This window comes from Bradyrhizobium sp. NBAIM03, from assembly GCF_020194055.1.
GTDB lineage: Bacteria > Pseudomonadota > Alphaproteobacteria > Rhizobiales > Xanthobacteraceae > Bradyrhizobium > Bradyrhizobium yuanmingense.
Window position 1 is genome coordinate 13599 of the sequence record NZ_JADYVS010000034.1, and the last position, 17933, is coordinate 31531.

At 65.8% G+C, this 17933-nt stretch carries 16 protein-coding genes; 7 read left to right on the forward strand and 9 right to left on the reverse strand.

What is annotated here, in order from left to right:
- The first annotated feature begins 107 nt into the window (after positions 1-107).
- Positions 108-995, forward strand: a complete 888-nt coding sequence (locus I6F21_RS33235) for a 50S ribosomal protein L11 methyltransferase (protein WP_225141551.1) — start codon at positions 108-110, stop codon at positions 993-995.
- A gap of 39 nt (positions 996-1034) precedes the next feature.
- On the opposite strand, the gene I6F21_RS33240 is transcribed toward I6F21_RS33235, so the two are convergent.
- Positions 1035-1214 (reverse strand): hypothetical protein, encoded by a 180-nt coding sequence (locus I6F21_RS33240; RefSeq protein WP_036006393.1) that lies wholly within the window; start codon positions 1212-1214, stop codon positions 1035-1037.
- Positions 1215-1401: 187 nt separating this feature from the next.
- On the opposite strand from I6F21_RS33240, the gene I6F21_RS33245 reads away from it, so the two are divergent.
- Both I6F21_RS33245 and I6F21_RS33250 read left to right on the forward strand, forming a co-directional pair.
- Positions 1402-3231 (forward strand): aminopeptidase P family protein, encoded by a 1830-nt coding sequence (locus I6F21_RS33245; protein WP_225141535.1) that lies wholly within the window; start codon positions 1402-1404, stop codon positions 3229-3231.
- A 232-nt stretch (positions 3232-3463) separates the two neighbouring features.
- Entirely contained in the window at positions 3464-4738 is a 1275-nt protein-coding gene (locus I6F21_RS33250) for a multidrug effflux MFS transporter (protein WP_036006385.1), read from the forward strand.
- A gap of 175 nt (positions 4739-4913) precedes the next feature.
- Here I6F21_RS33250 and ppdK read toward each other — a convergent pair whose 3' ends face one another.
- Together ppdK and I6F21_RS33260 are read right to left on the reverse strand one after the other, a co-directional pair.
- Positions 4914-7829 (reverse strand): pyruvate, phosphate dikinase, encoded by a 2916-nt coding sequence (ppdK, locus tag I6F21_RS33255; RefSeq protein WP_036024905.1) that lies wholly within the window; start codon positions 7827-7829, stop codon positions 4914-4916.
- Positions 7830-7925: 96 nt separating this feature from the next.
- Positions 7926-8081, reverse strand: a complete 156-nt coding sequence (locus I6F21_RS33260; RefSeq protein WP_008562090.1) for a DUF3096 domain-containing protein — start codon at positions 8079-8081, stop codon at positions 7926-7928.
- 223 nt (positions 8082-8304) lie between these two features.
- Between I6F21_RS33260 and I6F21_RS33265 the strand changes: the two genes are divergently transcribed.
- The gene (locus tag I6F21_RS33265; RefSeq protein ID WP_036006381.1) at positions 8305-8658 is read left to right on the forward strand and encodes a DUF1236 domain-containing protein; all 354 of its coding nucleotides are present in this window, start codon (positions 8305-8307) and stop codon (positions 8656-8658) included.
- Between the two features lie 275 nt (positions 8659-8933).
- Here I6F21_RS33265 and glyS read toward each other — a convergent pair whose 3' ends face one another.
- The 6 genes from glyS to I6F21_RS33295 form a co-directional block, all read right to left on the reverse strand.
- Positions 8934-11033 carry a glycine--tRNA ligase subunit beta gene (gene glyS / locus I6F21_RS33270; protein WP_225141534.1) on the reverse strand — a complete coding sequence of 700 codons (2100 nt, stop codon included), beginning with the start codon at positions 11031-11033 and terminating at the stop codon, positions 8934-8936.
- The gene (locus I6F21_RS33275) at positions 11033-11971 is read right to left on the reverse strand and encodes a glycine--tRNA ligase subunit alpha (RefSeq protein ID WP_225141533.1); all 939 of its coding nucleotides are present in this window, start codon (positions 11969-11971) and stop codon (positions 11033-11035) included. The genes glyS and I6F21_RS33275 overlap by 1 nt, the downstream gene beginning before the upstream one ends.
- 211 nt (positions 11972-12182) lie before the next feature.
- Entirely contained in the window at positions 12183-12374 is a 192-nt protein-coding gene (locus tag I6F21_RS33280) for a hypothetical protein (RefSeq protein WP_036006375.1), read from the reverse strand.
- Positions 12375-12478: 104 nt separating this feature from the next.
- Complete coding sequence (locus I6F21_RS33285) at positions 12479-13387, reverse strand: S49 family peptidase (protein WP_225141532.1); 909 nt, start codon at positions 13385-13387, stop codon at positions 12479-12481.
- A 216-nt stretch (positions 13388-13603) separates the two neighbouring features.
- Complete coding sequence (locus I6F21_RS33290; RefSeq protein WP_036006371.1) at positions 13604-14368, reverse strand: methyltransferase; 765 nt, start codon at positions 14366-14368, stop codon at positions 13604-13606.
- Positions 14361-14588 carry a DUF2007 domain-containing protein gene (locus I6F21_RS33295; protein ID WP_008562067.1) on the reverse strand — a complete coding sequence of 76 codons (228 nt, stop codon included), beginning with the start codon at positions 14586-14588 and terminating at the stop codon, positions 14361-14363. Before I6F21_RS33295 ends, I6F21_RS33290 begins: the two co-directional genes overlap by 8 nt.
- Positions 14589-14721: 133 nt before the next feature.
- On the opposite strand from I6F21_RS33295, the gene I6F21_RS33300 reads away from it, so the two are divergent.
- From I6F21_RS33300 to fabF, 3 genes are all read left to right on the forward strand, one after another.
- Entirely contained in the window at positions 14722-15729 is a 1008-nt protein-coding gene (locus I6F21_RS33300) for a polyprenyl synthetase family protein (RefSeq protein WP_036006386.1), read from the forward strand.
- A 382-nt stretch (positions 15730-16111) separates the two neighbouring features.
- Entirely contained in the window at positions 16112-16627 is a 516-nt protein-coding gene (locus tag I6F21_RS33305; RefSeq protein ID WP_225141531.1) for a helix-turn-helix domain-containing protein, read from the forward strand.
- A gap of 1 nt (position 16628) precedes the next feature.
- The gene (gene fabF / locus I6F21_RS33310) at positions 16629-17891 is read left to right on the forward strand and encodes a beta-ketoacyl-ACP synthase II (RefSeq protein WP_036006365.1); all 1263 of its coding nucleotides are present in this window, start codon (positions 16629-16631) and stop codon (positions 17889-17891) included.
- Positions 17892-17933: the final 42 nt, after the last annotated feature.

Here is a 17933-nt window from a genome sequence, read left to right on the forward strand (position 1 = left end):
CCGAAAATATACGCGGCACGCCCTACAGGCGCGTTAATGCGGGAACCTCAACTTGTCCGAAAACTGGGCAGCAAAAGTTCCAAAAATTGAACGCGACGGAACCCTGAATGCAGCCTTCCCCGACCTATCGCGCCAGCTTTTCGACCGGCAGCGAAGCCGACGCCAAGCGCGTCGTCGACGTGCTCACCGAGGTCTTTTTCGACGGCGATGCGGCGGTCGCCGCGTTCGAACGGCCTGACGGACGCTGGGACGTCACGTTGCATTTCGCCGCAGCGCCCGATCAGGCATGGCTGCGCGAACTCGTTGCAACTTCAGCAGGAAATGAGATCGCGGCGACGCTCGTCTTCGACACTGTCGAAGCCAAGGACTGGGTCAAAGCCAGCCTTGAAGATCTCGTCCCGGTGCCGGCCGGCCGCTTCGTCGTGCACGGCAGCCACGATCGCGACCGTGTGGCGCCGAACAAGCTTGCCATCGAGATCGAGGCGGCGCTCGCCTTCGGCACCGGTCACCATGGCACGACGCGCGGCTGTTTACTTCTGCTTGACCATGTCCTGAAGAGCTCCCGCCCAAGGAGCCTGCTCGATCTCGGCACCGGCACGGGCGTGCTGGCGATCGCGGCGGCGAAGGCGCTGCATCGCGCGGTGCTCGCTTCCGACATTGATCCGCCATCGGTCCGGGTGGCCGCCGAGAACGCCACGCTGAACGAAGTTGGCAACCATGTGCGGGTGATCCGCGCGACCGGCTTTGCCGCGCCAGATTTTGCGCGTGCAGGCCCGTTCGACCTGGTGCTCGCCAATATCCTTGCCAATCCGTTGCGGCAATTGGCAAGCCCGATGACGCGGCACCTTGCGCCTGGCGCCCGCGTCATCCTCTCCGGCCTCTTGACGCACCAGGCGCCCGCCGTGATCGCCGCCTACCGCGCCCGCGGCCTCGCGCCGGTGAAGCATCTGCGCATCGAGGGGTGGAGCAGTCTGCTGCTGAGGAAGGTGGGATGAACTAACCGCGTCGCGACGGCGGTGCGCTCCCTCGCCGCGCTATTCCGCCGGCTTCTTGTTGCGGCGTGACGCGCCCTGCCCCTGCAAAGCGCGCCTGGCGCGGCGCTCGGCGAAACGCTCGATCATCTGGCTGATGAGGCCGCGCGGCTTCTTCGGTGTCGTTGCAGCCGGAGCGCGGCGCGCCGGCGGCGAAATCTTCTCAAAGGTGAACGCTGGCATCGTGTGTCCCCTCGCCGTTGAGATGAACCACCTGCTCGAATTTCCCTGTTATCCGGACGAAGCGCAACTGCCGCATCCTTTACTCCACTCAATTCGAATGGAACTATTTCAAGCACGGTCCATGCCAGATGCGACGCAAATGCGTCTACATTGCGGACTGATCTCCATGATCCTAAAGTGATCCACCATGTTCGAAGCGCACTTCCAGACATTCGAGGAGCCGGAGGCCGGCGTCGCGTTGGCGGCACGGCTGGCCGCACTTCGCGAAGAACTTGCCCGTCGCAAGTTGACCGGCTTCGTCGTGCCACGTGCCGACCAGCAGCAGAACGAATATGTGCCGCCATCGGAAGAGCGGCTCGCCTGGCTGACCGGCTTTACCGGCTCGGCGGGACTAGCAGTGGTTCTGCCGCAGGAGGCTGCGCTGTTCGTCGACGGCCGCTACACGCTGCAGGCGGCCAAGCAGGTCGATGCCAAGGCATGGGCGGTGGAATCGCTGATCGATCCGCCGCCGGAGAGCTGGGTGGCGGCGCATCTGAAAGCCGGCGACCGCCTCGGATTTGATCCGTGGCTGCACACTTTTTCGGCAGCAGAACGGCTGTCCGCCGCCTGCGCCAAGGCCGGGGCCGAGCTGGTCGCGGTCGACAGCAATCCGATCGACGCGATCTGGCAGGACCGGCCGCAGCCGCCGCTCGCCCCCGTCGCGGTGCACAGCCTTCAGCACGCCGGTATCACTGAAGCGGAGAAGCTGACCCAGATCAGGGCCGAGATCGCCAAGCTCGGCACCGATGCCTTGGTGCTGTCGGACAGTCACGCGGTGGCCTGGACCTTCAACATCCGCGGCGCCGACGTCGCCCATACGCCGCTGCCCCTGTCCTACGCGCTGGTGCCGAAGGACGGCCGTCCCACCATCTTCATCGACCACCGCAAGCTCTCCAACCTCACACGCGACCATCTCGAGCAGTCCGCTGACGTGCGCGAACCGGACGCCATGGCGCCGACGCTGATGGCGCTGGCCAAGAGCGGTGCGGCCATTGCGCTTGACAATGCCACAGCGGCCGACGCACTCAGCCGCCTGATCAGCGGGGCCGGCGGCAAGCCGGTGCGCGGCAGCGATCCGGTTGCACTGCTCAAGGCGGTCAAGAACGCGACCGAGATCAAGGGCACCAAGACGGCTCATTTGCGCGACGCCGTGGCGCTGGCGCGCTTCCTCGCATGGATCGATCGCGAGGCGCCAAGCGGCAAGCTCACCGAGATCGACGCGGTCGAGGCGCTGGAAACCTTCCGCCGCGACACCGGCGCGCTCAGGGACGTCTCGTTCCCGACCATCTCCGGCACCGGCTCAAACGGCGCCATCGTGCATTACCGCGTCACCCGCAAGAGCAACCGGCGGATCGCGCCCGGCGATCTCCTGCTGATCGATTCCGGCGCGCAATATGAAGACGGCACCACCGACGTCACCCGCACCATGGCGATAGGCGAGCCGACGGATGAGATGCGCGACCGCTTCACCCGCGTGCTGCGCGGCCACATCGCGATCGCGCGCGCCGTCTTTCCGGACGGCACCACGGGCGCGCAACTCGACACGCTGGCGCGGCAATATCTCTGGGCCGTCGGGCTCGATTTCGAGCACGGCACCGGCCACGGCGTCGGCAGCTATCTCTCGGTGCACGAAGGACCGGCACGAATTTCGAAGCTCGGCACCACGCCGTTGAAGCGCGGCATGATCCTGTCGAACGAGCCCGGCTACTACAAGACCGATGGCTTCGGCATCCGCATCGAGAATCTCGAGCTGGTCGTCGCCGCCGACATCAAGGGTGCCGAGAAGCCGATGAACGCGTTCGAGACGCTGACCCTGGCGCCGATCGACCGCCGTCTGATCGATGTCGCGATGCTGAGCCGCGACGAGCTCGATTGGCTGAACGCGTACCATGCGCGCGTCAGGGACGACGTGCGGCCGGCGCTGGACGAGGCGACGAAGACCTGGCTCGATCAGGCCACGGCGGAGCTGAAGCTCTAACTCCGTCATAAGACTGCCTGCGTAGGGTGGGCAAAGCATCCGCTGCCGCTCGAAGAGCGGAGGCGGATGCGTGCCCACCATCCATCTCCGGGTGACGGCAGCAATGGTGGGCACGCCGCGCAAAGAGCGCGTCTTTGCCCACCCTACAGGCCCAGCGCCTTGACGCCTCGCGCATAGCCGTATGCCGAAATGAGCGTATTCGCTCGCAACGCGATGCGGCTAGTGTCCGGCGATGCACGGCATCATCAGCAAGCCGCCCGAAGCGGCCGGCAACCTCGCGACCTCGCGTCTGGTGTTGCTGCTGCTGGTGGTGATGACCGGGGTCGCACCGATCTCGCTCTACATCCTGGTTCCGGCGCTGCCGGTGCTGGCGACGGATTTCGGCAGCGACATCTCGATCGCGCAGATGACGGTGTCGCTCTACATGGTCGGCATCGCGCTGTCGCAGCTGATCATGGGCCCGCTGTCGGACCGGTTCGGGCGGCGTCCGGTGCTGCTCGGAGGACTTGCACTGATGGTGGCGGCCAGCGTCGCCTGCATTTTCGCCGAGACCCTGCCGCAATTGATCGCCGCACGCTTCTTCCAGGCGCTCGGCGGCGCATCCGGCATGGTGATCAGCCGGGCCATCATCCGCGACATCTACGAGCGCGACCGCGTCGCCTCGATGATCAGCCTCGTGGTCGCGGCGCTGATGATCGGGCAGATGGTCTCGCCGCTCACCGGCGGCCTGATCGAGACCGCGTTGGGATGGCGCGCGATCTTTTATGCCATCACCATCGCCGCCATCGTCGTTGCCGTCGGGATCGCCTTGGCGCTGCCTGAGACCCGCCGCAGCCGCGCCGCCGGCAGCGGATTCCGCGGCGATATCGGCATGCTCATCCGCAACCGCGCCTTCGTCGGCTATGTGATGTGCCAGGTGCTGGCGTCCCAGATCATCTTCACCTTCGCCGGCGGCGGGCCCTACATCGTGGTGACGCAGATGGGCCGCAGCAGCGCCGAATACGGCGCCTGGTTCGCAACGACGGGCTTTGCGTTTCTGGTCGGCAACCTGCTCTGCGTGCGCTTTGCGCCGCGCCACTCGCTGGAGAAGCTGATCTGGTTCGGGCTCGCCCTGCAACTCTGCGGCAGCCTTGCGAACCTGCTCTGGAGCTTCGTCGGCTGGAACGAGGCGCCCGCCTGGCTGTTCGGCACCCATATGATCGTGATGGCCGGCAATGCCTTCGTGATGGCGAATTCCGCCGCCGGCGCCATCAGCATCCGTCCCGAAGCGGCCGGCACCGCCTCGGGCGCGATGGGCTTCCTGCAGCAAGGCGTTGGCGCGCTGATGTCGCAGTTCGGCGCCTATCTCGGCGGCCACTCCGCAACGACGCTGCCGCTGACCTCAGCGGTCCTCGCGATCTCGATCCTTTGCGCCTGCGTGATGATGTTCGTCGTGCCCCGCCGCGAGGCGGTAGCGAGCGAGGCGCTGATCGGGCAGGCCGAGGAGGACGAGACGGGGATGATGTGAGGGGCGCCGAGTAGAGTCCCTCTGCGGAACGACTCTGGATTGCTTCGTGGAGCCTGTCATCGGGCCGCGCTTTGCGCGGACCCGGTGGCTCGCAATGACGACGCGGAGAGAGCAGTGCCAAAAATGAGAGGCGGGGCTGGGCCCCGCCTCTCTCAATTCAAGTCTGTGTTTCGGCTTACGCCTGGCTCGCGATCGCCTTGCCGAGCGCGGCCTGCGCCGCTGCAAGCCGCGCGATCGGCACGCGGTAGGGCGAGCAGGAGACGTAGTCGAGACCGATATGGTGGCAGAAGGCGACGGAGGCGGGATCGCCGCCGTGCTCGCCGCAGATGCCGACCTTGAGCGAAGTGCGGGTCTTGCGGCCGCGGGCGACGCCGATCTTGACCAGCTCGCCGACGCCTTCCTGATCGAGCGAGATGAAGGGATCGACCGTGAGGATGCCCTTCGCCACATAGGGACCGAGGAAGCTCGCCGCGTCGTCGCGGCTGATGCCGTAGGTCGTCTGCGTCAGGTCGTTGGTGCCGAACGAGAAGAACTCGGCCGACTGCGCGATCTCGCCCGCGAGCAGGCAGGCGCGCGGCAGCTCGATCATGGTGCCGACCTGATAGGCCAGCTTGGTGTTGGTCTCGCGCATCACGGCCTGTGCGGTGGCATCGATCCGTGCCTTGACCAGGTCGAGCTCGGCCTTGGTCGCGATCAGCGGCACCATCACCTCGAGGCCGACGGCCTTGCCGGTGCGCTTCTGCGCCTCGACCGCCGCCTCGAAGATCGCGCGGGCCTGCATCTCGGCGATCTCGGGATAGGCGATGGCGATGCGGCAGCCGCGGAAGCCGAGCATCGGGTTGAACTCCGAGAGCTCCCGGGCGCGGTCGGCGAGGCGCCGCGGGTCGGTGTTCATGGCGCGCGCCACTTCCTCGACCTCGGCATGGGTGTGCGGCAGAAATTCATGAAGGGGAGGATCCAGAAGCCGGATCGTGACGGGCAGGCCCTTCATGATCTCGAACAGCTCGACGAAGTCGGCGCGCTGCATCGGCAGCAGTTTTGCCAGCGCGGCGCGGCGCGACTGCTCATCCTCGGAGAGGATCATCTCGCGCACAGTGCGGATGCGCGTCTCCTCGAAGAACATGTGCTCGGTGCGGCAGAGGCCGATCCCTTCCGCGCCGAACTTGATCGCCGTGCGCGCGTCGTCAGGCGTGTCGCCGTTGACCCGGACGCCGATCTTGCGGACCTGGTCGGCCCAATTCATCAGCGTGCCGAACTCGCCGGACAGCTCCGGCTCGATCATCGGCATGCGGCCGGCGAGCACCTGGCCGAGCGAGCCGTCGATGGTGATGACATCACCGGTCTTGAAGGTGCGCGAGCCGATGCTCATGGTGCCGCGGCCGTAATCGACGCGGATTGTGCCGCAGCCGGAGACGCAGGGCTTGCCCATGCCGCGCGCGACCACCGCCGCGTGCGAGGTCATGCCGCCGCGCGTGGTCAGGATGCCTTCGGCGGCGTGCATGCCGTGGATGTCTTCCGGGCTGGTCTCGATGCGGACCAAAATCACCTTGCGTCCGTCGCCCTGAAGCTTGGCCGCCTCGTCCGAGGAGAACACGATCTCGCCGGAGGCCGCACCCGGCGAAGCCGGCAGGCCGGTTGCGATCACGTCGCGCTTGGCGTTGGGATCGATGGTTGGATGCAGGAGCTGGTCGAGCGAGGCCGGATCGATCCGCGTCACCGCTTCCTTCTTCGAGATCAGGCCCTCATTGGCGAGCTCGACCGCGATACGCAGCGCCGCCTTGGCGGTGCGCTTGCCGCCGCGGGTTTGGAGCATCCAGAGCTTACCCTGCTCGACGGTGAACTCCATGTCCTGCATGTCGCGGTAGTGCTTCTCGAGCAGCGTGTAGATCCGCGTCAGCTCCTTGAAGGCTTCCGGCATCGCCGCTTCCATCGACGCCTTGTCGGAGCCCGACTCCTTCCGCGCCTCCTCGGTGATGTCCTGCGGCGTGCGGATGCCCGCGACCACGTCCTCGCCTTGTGCGTTGATCAGGAACTCGCCGTAGAGCTTGCTCTCGCCGGTCGAGGGGTTGCGGGTGAAGGCAACGCCCGTGGCCGATGTCTCGCCCATGTTGCCGAACACCATGGCCTGCACGTTGACCGCGGTGCCCCAGGATTCCGGAATGTCGTGCAGCTTGCGGTAGGTCACCGCGCGCGCGTTCATCCAGGATGAGAACACCGCGCCGATCGCGCCCCAGAGCTGGTCGTGCGGATCCTGCGGGAATTCCTTGCCGGTCTCGCGCGCGACCGCGTCCTTGTACTTGCCGACCAGTTCGACCCAATCCTCAGCCGACAGATCGGTGTCGAGCGTGTAGCCCTGGCTGTCCTTGAAGGTGTCGAGGATCTCCTCGAAGTGATGATGCTCGAAGCCGAGCACCACGTCGGAATACATCGTGATGAAGCGGCGATAGCTGTCATAGGCGAAACGGCGGTCGCCCGACAGCTCGGCCAGCGCTTCCACGGTCTGGTCGTTGAGGCCGAGATTGAGCACGGTGTCCATCATGCCCGGCATCGAGGCGCGCGCGCCGGAGCGCACCGAGACGAGCAGCGGGTTCCTGGTGTCGCCGAACACCTTGCCGGTCAACTTGCCGACATAGTCGAGCGCCTTCTCAACCTGCGGCTTCAGTTCCTTCGGGTAGGTCTTGTCGTGCTCGTAGAAATAGGTGCAGACCGAGGTCGGGATGGTGAAGCCCGGAGGCACCGGCAGGCCGAGATTGGCCATCTCAGCGAGGTTGGCGCCCTTGCCGCCGAGCAGGTCGCGCATTTCCGTCCGGCCCTCGGCCTTGCCGTCACCGAACGTGTAGACCCATTTGCCGGCCTTCGCCGCTGCCGGCGCCGCCTTGGCAGGCACAACCTTCTTCGGCGCAGGCTTCGCGGCAACCTTCGGCGAAGCCGCCTTGGTCATTGCCTTTGCCACCGGCTTTGCAGTGGGTTTGGCGACCGGCTTCGGCGCGCTCTTGGCCAGCGCCTTGCGGGCCGCCGGCGCGGCCTTCGCCTTGGCGGAGGGCTTTGATTTCGCTGCAGTTTTAGAAGGCTTCGAGGCGGCTTTGGCCATAGCTTGCACACAACCTGCGAGAGGAATGGGAAATCGCGGGCCTTACACCACTTTGGGCGGGCCCGCGCAAGACGGACAGTTCCGAAAAGTGAACGCCTAGAAGCGGAGCCACTTCAGGAGCCCGAGCCCGATCGCGCCGTTGACGATGAGGAAGATCGCGACGATGAGGTTGAGAAGCCGCGGCATGATCAGGATGAGCACGCCCGCAATCAACGACAGGATCGGCGAAATGTGGGCGACGGTGATGTGCATGAACTATCTTTCTGTGAGGTGAGGCGAATCGCGCGCGGATCATAACCGGATGGGTTCCGGGAGTAGAGATGCGCAAGGGCTGCTGCGAGTTCCGGCCTCACGAAAACTGCCCGAAATTGCCGCGAATGCGGCATGCCTTTTCCCGGAACATTGGCTTGAGGCACGCATTGGCAACCGGTCGCGCCGCTCGCGCGCCCGCAGAATCACGTCGAAGGAGTTGTCCATGCGGAACAGGATTTTTGCTCTCGCAGCGCTCGCGGCCGCAACCGGCGCGCCCCTTGCGGCGCAGGCGCAAAGCGATGTCACGATTGGACGCGCGCCCGCCATGGTCGACGGCGCGCCGACGATTGCCGTCGAACAACGGCCCGCCTTCCGCGAATATGTCGTTGAACAACGTGTGCCGCCCTTCCGCATTCCGGATCGCGTGGTGGTCGGCACCACCTTACCCGAGGCAGGCGTCACCTATTATGACGTGCCGCAACGTTTCGGCGCCACGACCTATCGCTACACCGTCGTGAACGGCGAAACCGTGCTGGTCGAGCCGCGCTCGCGCCGCATCGTCGAGGTGCTGGACTAAAGACGCAGCCGCTCCATTCGATGTCCGGCGCGTCACATCAGGTTGGCGCGAGCAGTGTTAAATCGGACATCAGGCCCCGCCCGGTCCTCCCCCCGCCGGGCGGGGCTTCTTTGGGCAAGCCACATCAGCAGCCGTCATTCCGGGACACGCCGGAGGCGTGGGCTATGGTGCGCAATTGCGCACCTGAGAATCCATACTCACGATCGTGGTTATGGATTCCGGGCTCGCGCTACGCGCGCCCCGGAATGACAGCGGTGTTTGCCGCAAACCGCGCCTCAATCCTGGATCTTCGAGAAGTCCGCTACCGCGCGCGTGGCGCTGCGGATCTCGTTGAGGAGCTTTAGGCGGTTCTCGCGTACCTTGGGATCGTCGTCATTGACGCGCACCTTGTCGAAGAAGGCATCGACCGGCGGACGCAGCTTTGCCATCGCACTCATCGCGGCGGCGAAGTCTTCCTTGGCCACCGCAGCGCTGGCTTCCGCCTTGACCTCACCGATCGCCTTGGCCAGCGCCTTCTCCTCAGCGAGGCTGTAGAGCGCAGCATCCGGCGCGCCGTCGAAGCTGCGCTTGTCCTTCTTCTCCTCGATGCTGAGGATGTTGCTGGCGCGCTTGGTGCCGGCGAGCAGGTTCTTGCCGTCGTCAGAGTCGAGGAATTTTCCGAGCGCCTCGACGCGGCGGACGATCATCAGGAGATCGTCCTGGCCGCCGAGCGCGAACACGGCATCGACGAGATCGTGGCGCGCGCCCTGCTCGCGGAGTTGGACCTTGAGGCGATCGGCGAAGAAGGCGAGCAGATCGCTCGGAAGCTTCGAGGCATCGGCCGGCTTCACCGACAAGCCGGCGAGCGCTGATCCCGCCACCTTTATGAGCGACAGACGCAGCGCGTTCTCGGCGATCAGCCTGATCACGCCCAGCGCCGCACGACGCAGCGCATAGGGGTCCTTGCTGCCCGTCGGCTTCTCGTCGATCGCCCAGAACCCAACCAGGGTATCGATCTTGTCCGCGAGCGCCACCACGACGCTGACCGGATCGGTCGGAACGCGATCAGCAGGCCCTTGCGGCTTGTAGTGCTCCTCGCAGGCCGCGGCGACGGAGGCGTCTTCGCCCTGAGCCAGCGCATAGTATTTGCCCATCAGGCCCTGCACTTCCGGGAATTCGCCGACGACTTCCGTCAGCAGATCTGCCTTTGCCAGATGCGCCGCGCGCGTCGCCTTGGCGACATCGGCGCCGACCAGCGGCGCGATCTCGGCGGCCAGGCGCTCGATGCGCTTGATGCGTTCCGCCTGCGTCCCGAGCTTCTCGTGAAACACGATCTGATCGAACTTCGGCAGCCGGCCCTCGAGCTTGGTCTTGAGGTCGGTCTCGTAGAAGAACTTCGCATCCGACAGCCGCGCGCGGATCACGCGCTCGTTGCCGGCAATGATGGTTTTGCCACCGTCGGTCGCCTCGATATTGGCGACCAGGATGAACTTGCTCGCGAGCTTGCCCGTCTTGGGGTCGCGCACCACAAAACACTTCTGGTTGTTGCGGATGGTGGCGCGGATGACTTCGTCGGGCGTCTTCAAGAACTCCGGCTCGAACGAGCCCATCAGCACGACCGGCCATTCGACGAGGCCGGCGACCTCGTCGAGCAGATTCTGGTCCTCGACCAGCTCAAAACCTTGCGCGAAGGCCAGCTGCTTGGCGTCGGTGAGGATGGCGTCCTTGCGGCGCTCGGGGTCGAGCACGACTTTTGCTGCAAGAAGCTTAGCCTCGTAGTCCTCGAAGCGGCGCACGGAGATCGGCGCCGGCGCAAGGAAGCGATGACCGTAAGTGGTCTGGCCGCTCTCGATGCCGTCGACCTCGAATTTCACGACATCGGGCTCTTCGGTCTCGGGGCCGAAGGTCGCGGTGATCGCGTGCAGCGGACGCACCCAGTTCAGCGAGCCGGGCTTGCCCGAGCGCGCGCCCCAGCGCATCGATTTGGGCCAGGGGAAGGTGCGGATGATGACAGGCAGGATCTCGGCGAGCACGTCGATCGCGTCGCGGCCGGGCTTCTCGATCAAGCCGATGTAGAAATCACCCTTGGGGTCGCGCTGGATTTTGGCTTCGTCCAACGACTTCAAACCGGTTGCCTTGAGAAAGCCCTGCACGGCCGCATCGGGCGCGCCGACCTTCGGGCCGCGACGCTCGGTCTTCAGATCAGGCTGGCGCGCTGGGATGCCGTGCACGGTGAGCGCAAGGCGGCGTGGCGTCGCGAACGCCTTTGCGCCCTCATAGACTAGGCCTTCGGCAACCAGCTTGTCGGTGACCATGCGGCGCAGATCGTCCGCCGCCTTCGCCTGCATGCGCGCGGGAATTTCTTCGGAAAACAGTTCAAGCAAAAGATCGGGCATCAGGCCGCTCCGCCCGCTTCAGTGTGGGTCCAGGCCTCGCCACACGCTTTTGCCAGCTCGCGCACGCGCAGAATGTAGCTCTGCCGCTCGGTCACGGAGATCACGCCGCGGGCATCGAGCAGGTTGAAGACGTGGCTCGCCTTGATGCACTGGTCGTAGGCCGGCAGCGCCATCAGATGCTGTTTCCGGTTGCCGCCGTCGCGCCAGCCCGCGTCGAGATATTTTTTGCAGGCCGCCTCCGCCATCCTGAACTGCTCGAACAGCATCGCGGTGTCGGCATACTCGAAATTGTGCCGCGAATATTCCTGCTCGGCCTGCAGGAACACGTCGCCATAGGTGACCTTCTGATCACCGTCGCGTCCGTTGAAATTGAGGTCGTAGACGCGGTCGACGCCCTGCACATACATCGCGAGGCGCTCGAGGCCGTAGGTGAGCTCGCCCGCGACCGGCGCGCATTCGAAGCCGGCGACCTGCTGAAAATAAGTGAACTGGCTGACTTCCATGCCGTCGCACCAGCACTCCCAACCGAGGCCCCAGGCGCCGAGCGTCGGACTCTCCCAATCGTCCTCGACGAAGCGGATGTCGTGCACGGCGGAATCGATGCCGATCGCGGCGAGCGACTTCAGGTACAGCTCCTGAAGGTTCGGCGGCGACGGCTTCATGATCACCTGGAACTGGTAATAGTGCTGCATCCGGTTCGGGTTCTCGCCGTAACGGCCGTCTTTGGGCCGGCGCGAGGGCTGCACATAGGCGGCGTTCCACGGCTTTGGCCCGAGCGCGCGCAGCGTGGTCGCCGGATGGAAGGTGCCCGCGCCCATTTCCATGTCGTAGGGCTGCAGGATCACGCAGCCCTGCTCGGCCCAGAACCGCTGGAGCGCGAGGATGAAGCCCTGGAACGAGCGTTCCGGGTGCATATGGGCGGGCAATGAGGCGTCCATCGTCAGATCGGGCTCTCGCGGGGGGTTTGAATCGCGCGGGACCGTATCGACGGCGGGGATGGGAATCAAGGCGAAGGGGCCGGATTCGGGCGTCACTCCGGGGCGCCCGCAGGGCGAGCCCGGAATCCATTGCGCCGCTCACTCCGTGGTTCGATGGATTCCGGGTTCTCGCTTCGCGAGCCCCGGAATGACGAACGCGTGGAGGTGTGCCCTAACCCGGCCGGTAAGCTCCGGTCACGGGGTCACGCTTCAGCGTCTGGATATCCCCCATGCGGGCGGCCTCGGTGACGCGCGACAGGCGCATCTCCTCCAGCTCCTGGTTGATCCGGATGGCGGTCTTGTAGGCCCAGCGGACCACGGCAAGCCCGCCCAGGACGCCCGCGAAAGCGACGAACGGCGGCATCGGTCGATCCTCGTCTCATGCTCAGCCCCCACACGCATTGTTGCGCAGATGGACCTGCGCCGCAATCGGCGCCGCCTGGGCGAAATGGCGCGGGAGCGCGAGACCTAGAACCCGAATTTCGCCCAAATCGCCCGCGTCTCGACCGCCGAGATCAGCTCGTCCGGCAGCCCGGCCATTGATTCCAAGGCCGAAAGCTGCCCCGCGCCGGGCGATTTCCGGCCCAAAAGGCCGGAGAGCAGCCCGGTCGGCTGCGCAATCACGGGGGTGAGAACCTTCTCACCATAACGGGCACGAAGAGTTGAGCGGAGATCGCCGATGCTGTCGGCGAGCCCCAGCGCGATCGCGCTGTCCCCCGCCCAGTATTCGCCCGTGAACAGCGTATCGTCCGCTCCCTTCAGCCGGGCGCCGCGGCTTTCCTTGACCAGCGCGATGAAGATCTGGTGGATCTCGCGCTGGATCGCCTTCAGCCTCATGACGTCATCCGGGTTTTCCGGAAGAAACGGGTCGAGCATCGCCTTGTGCTCGCCCGAGGTGTAGAGGCGCCGCTCGATGCCGAGCCGCCTGATCGCCTCCTGAAAACCGAAACTGCCGCCGACCACGCCGATCGAGCCGAGGATCGAGGAGGGATCGCAGATGATCTCGTTGCCCGCGCAGGCGATCATGTAACCACCGGAGGCCGCAACGTCCTCGACGAACACGAGCACCGGCAGCTTCTTCTCCGAGGCGAGCTGCTTGATGCGCAAGTAGATCTGGCGCGACTGCACCGGCGAACCGCCGGGCGAGTTGATCACCAGCGCCACGGCCTTGGCGTGCCGATAGGAAAACGCGCGCTCGAGCACCCGCGCGACGCCGGCAAGCGTCAGGCCCGGACGCAGCGGCGTCACCGCACCGATCACACCGGACAGCCGCACCACCGGCACGACCGCCGTGCCGGGACGAAAGCGCGCCGGCAGATATTGCATGAGCTTGTCGGCCAGGCCGGAACTCTCACGATCGTTCAATTGTTCGGCCATGGCCTTACCTCTGATTAACCATTTCTTATCACGCGAGTGTCATTGAAAGTGCCAGGAACGTGTTTTGCAGAATCCGCGTTGGGAAGCTGCAATAGGCAGCGGAAGGAAACGCCATGAAGATCTATCTGCTGTTGCTGCTGATCGGTGCGCTTTTCACGGCGCTTCACTTTACGTCGCCGCAAGAGCAGCAGACGGAATCGCTTCCGCAATAAGCCGTCACGGCCTCGCCAGCGGCAACGCCGCCCTCCCCTCCAGAATATCCTTCACCTCTTTCTTCGGCACGTTTGACTCCTCGTTGAGCATGAGGCCCGGCAGCAATTGCGTCGGTGCCCGGCCGCCTTTGACTGCGCGCACCAGCACCCGGATGGCAGGCTTTCCCGCTTCGCCATGAACCGGCAGGATCGCGAGGCTGCCGAAGCCGCGTGACAGCGCTGCCACGACGTCGCCAATTCCGTCCGCGCGCCAGATCAGGGTCAGCACGCCGCTCGATCGGAGAATGCGCCGGGCTGCATGCACCCACGCATGCAGCGTCTCCTCCCTCGCCACATGCGCGGTGTGGCGCGCCTGATCCGGCGAGCCGCGATGGCGTGCGGGGTCGTTGAAGGGCGGGTTCATCAATACGGCGTCGGAACCGTCGGGCAGAAGTCCGTTCGCTGCAAACGCCTGCGCGTCGGCGGTGACGTCGAGCACGATGACCTCGGCAGGAATCGCGTTCGCGGCGGCGTTGGCCCGCGCGAGCTGCGCCAGTTCCGGATCGATCTCGACCAGGCTGAGCCTGATCCCCGCGACGCGCCGCGCCAGCGCAAGGCCCGCCGTGCCGACGCCGGCGCCAAGCTCGACCACGCGGTCACCCGCCTTAGCGTCGGTCGCTGCTGCCAGCAGGATGGCGTCGTGCCCGGCGCGGTGGCCTGACCGCTTCTGCATCAAGCGCAACTGCCCGCCGAGAAACGCGTCCTCGGTAATATCCGCGGCCTCAATCATCGCCGCGCAGTTCGTGGCTGAGGCCTGCCTCGGTGAGGAGCGCCCTGGCTTCCTCGGCGTCGTCCTCATGAACCAGGATCCGCCGCGGCAGAATGCCGAGAGACCCCTCGATGATGCTCATGTTCTGGTCCAGCACCAGATGATGGATGTTGGCGCCGTCGAGCAGCGCGCCAATCGCCGACACCAGCACCATATCGTTGGTCCGAACCAGTTCACGCAAAACGGAGGTCTCCTGCCTGAAAGTGGCTAACGCGGCAAATGTCAATGGTTCCGCGGCCCTTGCCGCATCCGCCGCCAGTTTCTATTGTATTTCCATCAGAATAGCCCTTCCGGGGCAAATATTGGAGACCGGCGTGGCCGTCATCGTACCTTTCGAAACCCCCGGCGCGTCGATCGAAGAGCTGGTTGCCCTTGTCGCTCCCGATATGGAGCGCGTCAATGCCACGATCCTGTCGCGGACGGGCTCCGACGTGACCATGATCCCTGAAGTGGCCAACCACTTGATCTCCTCGGGCGGCAAGCGCCTGCGCCCGATGCTGACGCTCGCCATGGCCAACCTCGCCGGCTACACCGGTGACGGCCACATCAAGTTAGCTGCCAGCGTCGAGTTCATGCACACCGCCACCCTGCTCCACGACGACGTGGTCGACGAGAGCGAGATGCGCCGCGGCAAGCTGTCGGCGCGCATGCTCTGGGGCAACGAGGCAAGCGTGCTGGTCGGCGACTTCCTGCTCGGCCAGGCCTTCCGCATGATGGTCGAGGTCGGCTCGCTGCGCGCGCTCGACATCCTCTCCGCGGCGGCCGCCACCATCGCCGAGGGCGAGGTGATGCAGCTCGCCGCCGCCAAGAACACCGCGACCACCGAGGACGAATATCTCGCCGTGATCCGCGGCAAGACCGCCGAATTGTTCGCCGCCGCCTGCGAGGTCGGCCCCGTGATCGCGAACCGCCCGAAGGCGGAGCAGACTGCCTGCCGCTCGGTCGGCATGAATCTCGGCATCGCCTTCCAGCTCGTCGACGACGTGCTCGACTACGGCGGCAAGAGCGCCAAGCTCGGCAAGAACACCGGCGACGATTTCCGCGAAGGCAAGATCACGCTGCCCGTCGTGCTCGCCTTCCGCCGCGGCAACGACACCGAGCGCGCCTTCTGGATCCGGGCGCTCGAGCGCGGCGAGATCGGCGATTCCGATCTCGATCACGCCATCGGCCTGATGAACAAGCACCGCGCGCTCGAGGACACGCTGATCCGCGCCCAGCACTACGGCGCCATGGCCGTGGATGCGCTGGCGCTGTTCCCGCCCTCGCCGATGAAGAGCGCGCTGGAGCAGGTCGTGGCGTTCTGCTTGGCAAGATCGCATTAGGCGACTGACGCTCACGCTTTGCGCGCTCCCTGCACCCGTCATTGCGAGCGCAGCGAAGCAATCCAGAATCCCGCCGCGGAAACAGTCTGGATTGCCTCGCTGCGTTCGCAATGACGGAGTACGCCGCGACGGCACCGCTTGCTCTCGTGTCCCGGACGCGCTGCAGCGTGAAACGCTGCTGCGCAGAGCCGGGACCCATGCGACATCCGCAATCATGATCAATATGGGTCCCGGCTCTGCAGCGCACCGCTAGGGGGCGCTGCGCTGCGTCCGGGGCACGAGAGCGCGCTTCATCTCACCAGCAGAATCCAGCCTCCCTCACTCCACATGCCTCCCCGCGCAGTTACTTGCATTTTGCAAGTGACTGACCTACCTTGCCCGCATGCAACCCAAATCCCCTTCGATCCTGGAATGCCCGGTCGGCCGCGCGGTAGAGACGGTCGGCGAATGGTGGAGTATCCTGATTCTGCGCGATGCGTTTCAGGGGGCGACGAGGTTCGACGAGTTCTCGCAAAGCCTCGGCATTGCGCCGAACATCCTGTCGCGGCGGCTGGCGCATCTGACCGAAAGCGGCATGTTCGTGCGTCGCCGCTATCAGGAGCGCCCGCCGCGCTACGAATATGTGCTGACGGACAAGGCGCGGGATTTCTTCCCCGTGATCGCTACGCTGCTCGCCTGGGGCAACAAGCATCTGGCGCCGAAAGGCGAATCCATCCTGCTGGCGAACCGGAGCGACATCCGCCCGCTCGAGCCGATTGTGGTCGATGCCGCCGACAAGCGCCCGATCACGCTCGCCAATGCGGTCGTCGTCGCAGGTCCCCGCGCCAGCCGCGGCATGCGCGCACGGCTTGCTTCGCTCAAGGCCATGAACCCGGCCGTCGCGCCGGCTGGAGACTGACATGCGTCGTATCGTCGTGACGGGAATGGGCGCGGTGTCGCCGCTTGGCTGCGGCGTCGAATTGACGTGGCGGCGGCTGCTCGCCGGGCAAAGCGGGCTGCGCCCGTTGCCGGAATGGGCAGAGGCGCTGCCGGCGCGCATTGCAGGCCTCGTGCCCGATAAGACCGATGATGCCGAAGGCGGTTTTGATCCGGCGCAGGCTGCCGCGCCCAAGGATCAGCGCAAGATGGACCGCTTCATCCTGTTCGCGCTGCTCGCGACGGCAGAAGCCGTCGCGCAAGCCAAATGGACACCGCAGGATGCTGGCGCGCTCGAGCGCACCGCGACGATCATCGCCTCCGGCGTCGGCGGCTTTCCTGCGATGGCGGAGGCGGTGCGCATCACCGCGCAGCGCGGCGCGCGCCGGCTGTCGCCGTTCACGATCCCCTCGTTCCTCGCCAATCTCGCCGCCGGCCACATCTCGATCAAATACGGCTACAAGGGCGCGCTGGGCACGCCCGTCACGGCCTGCGCCGCCGGCGTGCAGGCGATCGGCGATGCCGCACGCATGATCCGATCAGGCGAAGTTGACGTTGCGATCTGCGGCGGCGCGGAGGCCTGCATCGACATCGTCAGCGTCGGCGGCTTTGCGGCGGCGCGCGCACTGTCGAGCGGCTTCAACGACGAGCCCGCGCGCGCCTCGCGTCCGTTCGATCGCAACCGCGACGGTTTCGTGATGGGCGAAGGCGCCGGCATCCTGGTGATCGAGGCGCTGGAGCATGCGCAGGCGCGCGGCGCGACGCCGATCGCCGAGATCGTCGGCTACGGCACGACCGCGGACGCCTATCACATGACCTCGGGGCCGCCGGATGGCGATGGTGCCCGCCGCGCCATGGAGATCGCGCTTCGGCAGGCCAAGCTTGCGCCCGCGGATGTGCAGCACCTGAACGCGCACGCGACCTCGACACCGGCCGGCGACGAAAGCGAGCTAGGCGCCATCGGCGCGCTGTTCGGCCGCAACCGCGGCATTGCCGTGAGCGCGACCAAATCGGCCACGGGTCACCTGCTCGGCGCCGCCGGCGGGCTGGAAGCGGTTTTCACCGTGCTCGCGTTGCGCGACCAGATCGCGCCGCCCACGCTCAATCTCGAAAACCCCGATGCGGGCGCCGAAGGCATCGATATCGTCGCAGGCAGCGCGCGGCCGATGCCGATGCAGCATGCCATCTCCAACGGGTTCGGCTTCGGCGGGGTCAATGCCAGCGTGATCTTGCGCCGGCTGGGATAAGCGAGAGGCCTTGCAATCGCCGCCCGCTCCGCTACGAAAACG

Coding starts and splice junctions, on each gene's coding strand:
- I6F21_RS33305 (WP_225141531.1), top strand. CDS start 16,112: ATGCAACCCAAATCCCCTTCGATCCTGGAATGCCCGGTCGGCCGCGCG.
- I6F21_RS33275 (WP_225141533.1), bottom strand. CDS start 11,971: ATGGACGCCTCATTGCCCGCCCATATGCACCCGGAACGCTCGTTCCAG.
- I6F21_RS33250 (WP_036006385.1), top strand. CDS start 3,464: ATGCACGGCATCATCAGCAAGCCGCCCGAAGCGGCCGGCAACCTCGCG.
- I6F21_RS33265 (WP_036006381.1), top strand. CDS start 8,305: ATGCGGAACAGGATTTTTGCTCTCGCAGCGCTCGCGGCCGCAACCGGC.
- ppdK (WP_036024905.1), bottom strand. CDS start 7,829: ATGGCCAAAGCCGCCTCGAAGCCTTCTAAAACTGCAGCGAAATCAAAG.
- I6F21_RS33245 (WP_225141535.1), top strand. CDS start 1,402: ATGTTCGAAGCGCACTTCCAGACATTCGAGGAGCCGGAGGCCGGCGTC.
- I6F21_RS33240 (WP_036006393.1), bottom strand. CDS start 1,214: ATGCCAGCGTTCACCTTTGAGAAGATTTCGCCGCCGGCGCGCCGCGCT.
- fabF (WP_036006365.1), top strand. CDS start 16,629: ATGCGTCGTATCGTCGTGACGGGAATGGGCGCGGTGTCGCCGCTTGGC.
- I6F21_RS33285 (WP_225141532.1), bottom strand. CDS start 13,387: ATGGCCGAACAATTGAACGATCGTGAGAGTTCCGGCCTGGCCGACAAG.
- I6F21_RS33280 (WP_036006375.1), bottom strand. CDS start 12,374: ATGCCGCCGTTCGTCGCTTTCGCGGGCGTCCTGGGCGGGCTTGCCGTG.
- glyS (WP_225141534.1), bottom strand. CDS start 11,033: ATGCCCGATCTTTTGCTTGAACTGTTTTCCGAAGAAATTCCCGCGCGC.
- I6F21_RS33290 (WP_036006371.1), bottom strand. CDS start 14,368: ATGATTGAGGCCGCGGATATTACCGAGGACGCGTTTCTCGGCGGGCAG.
- I6F21_RS33260 (WP_008562090.1), bottom strand. CDS start 8,081: ATGCACATCACCGTCGCCCACATTTCGCCGATCCTGTCGTTGATTGCG.
- I6F21_RS33235 (WP_225141551.1), top strand. CDS start 108: ATGCAGCCTTCCCCGACCTATCGCGCCAGCTTTTCGACCGGCAGCGAA.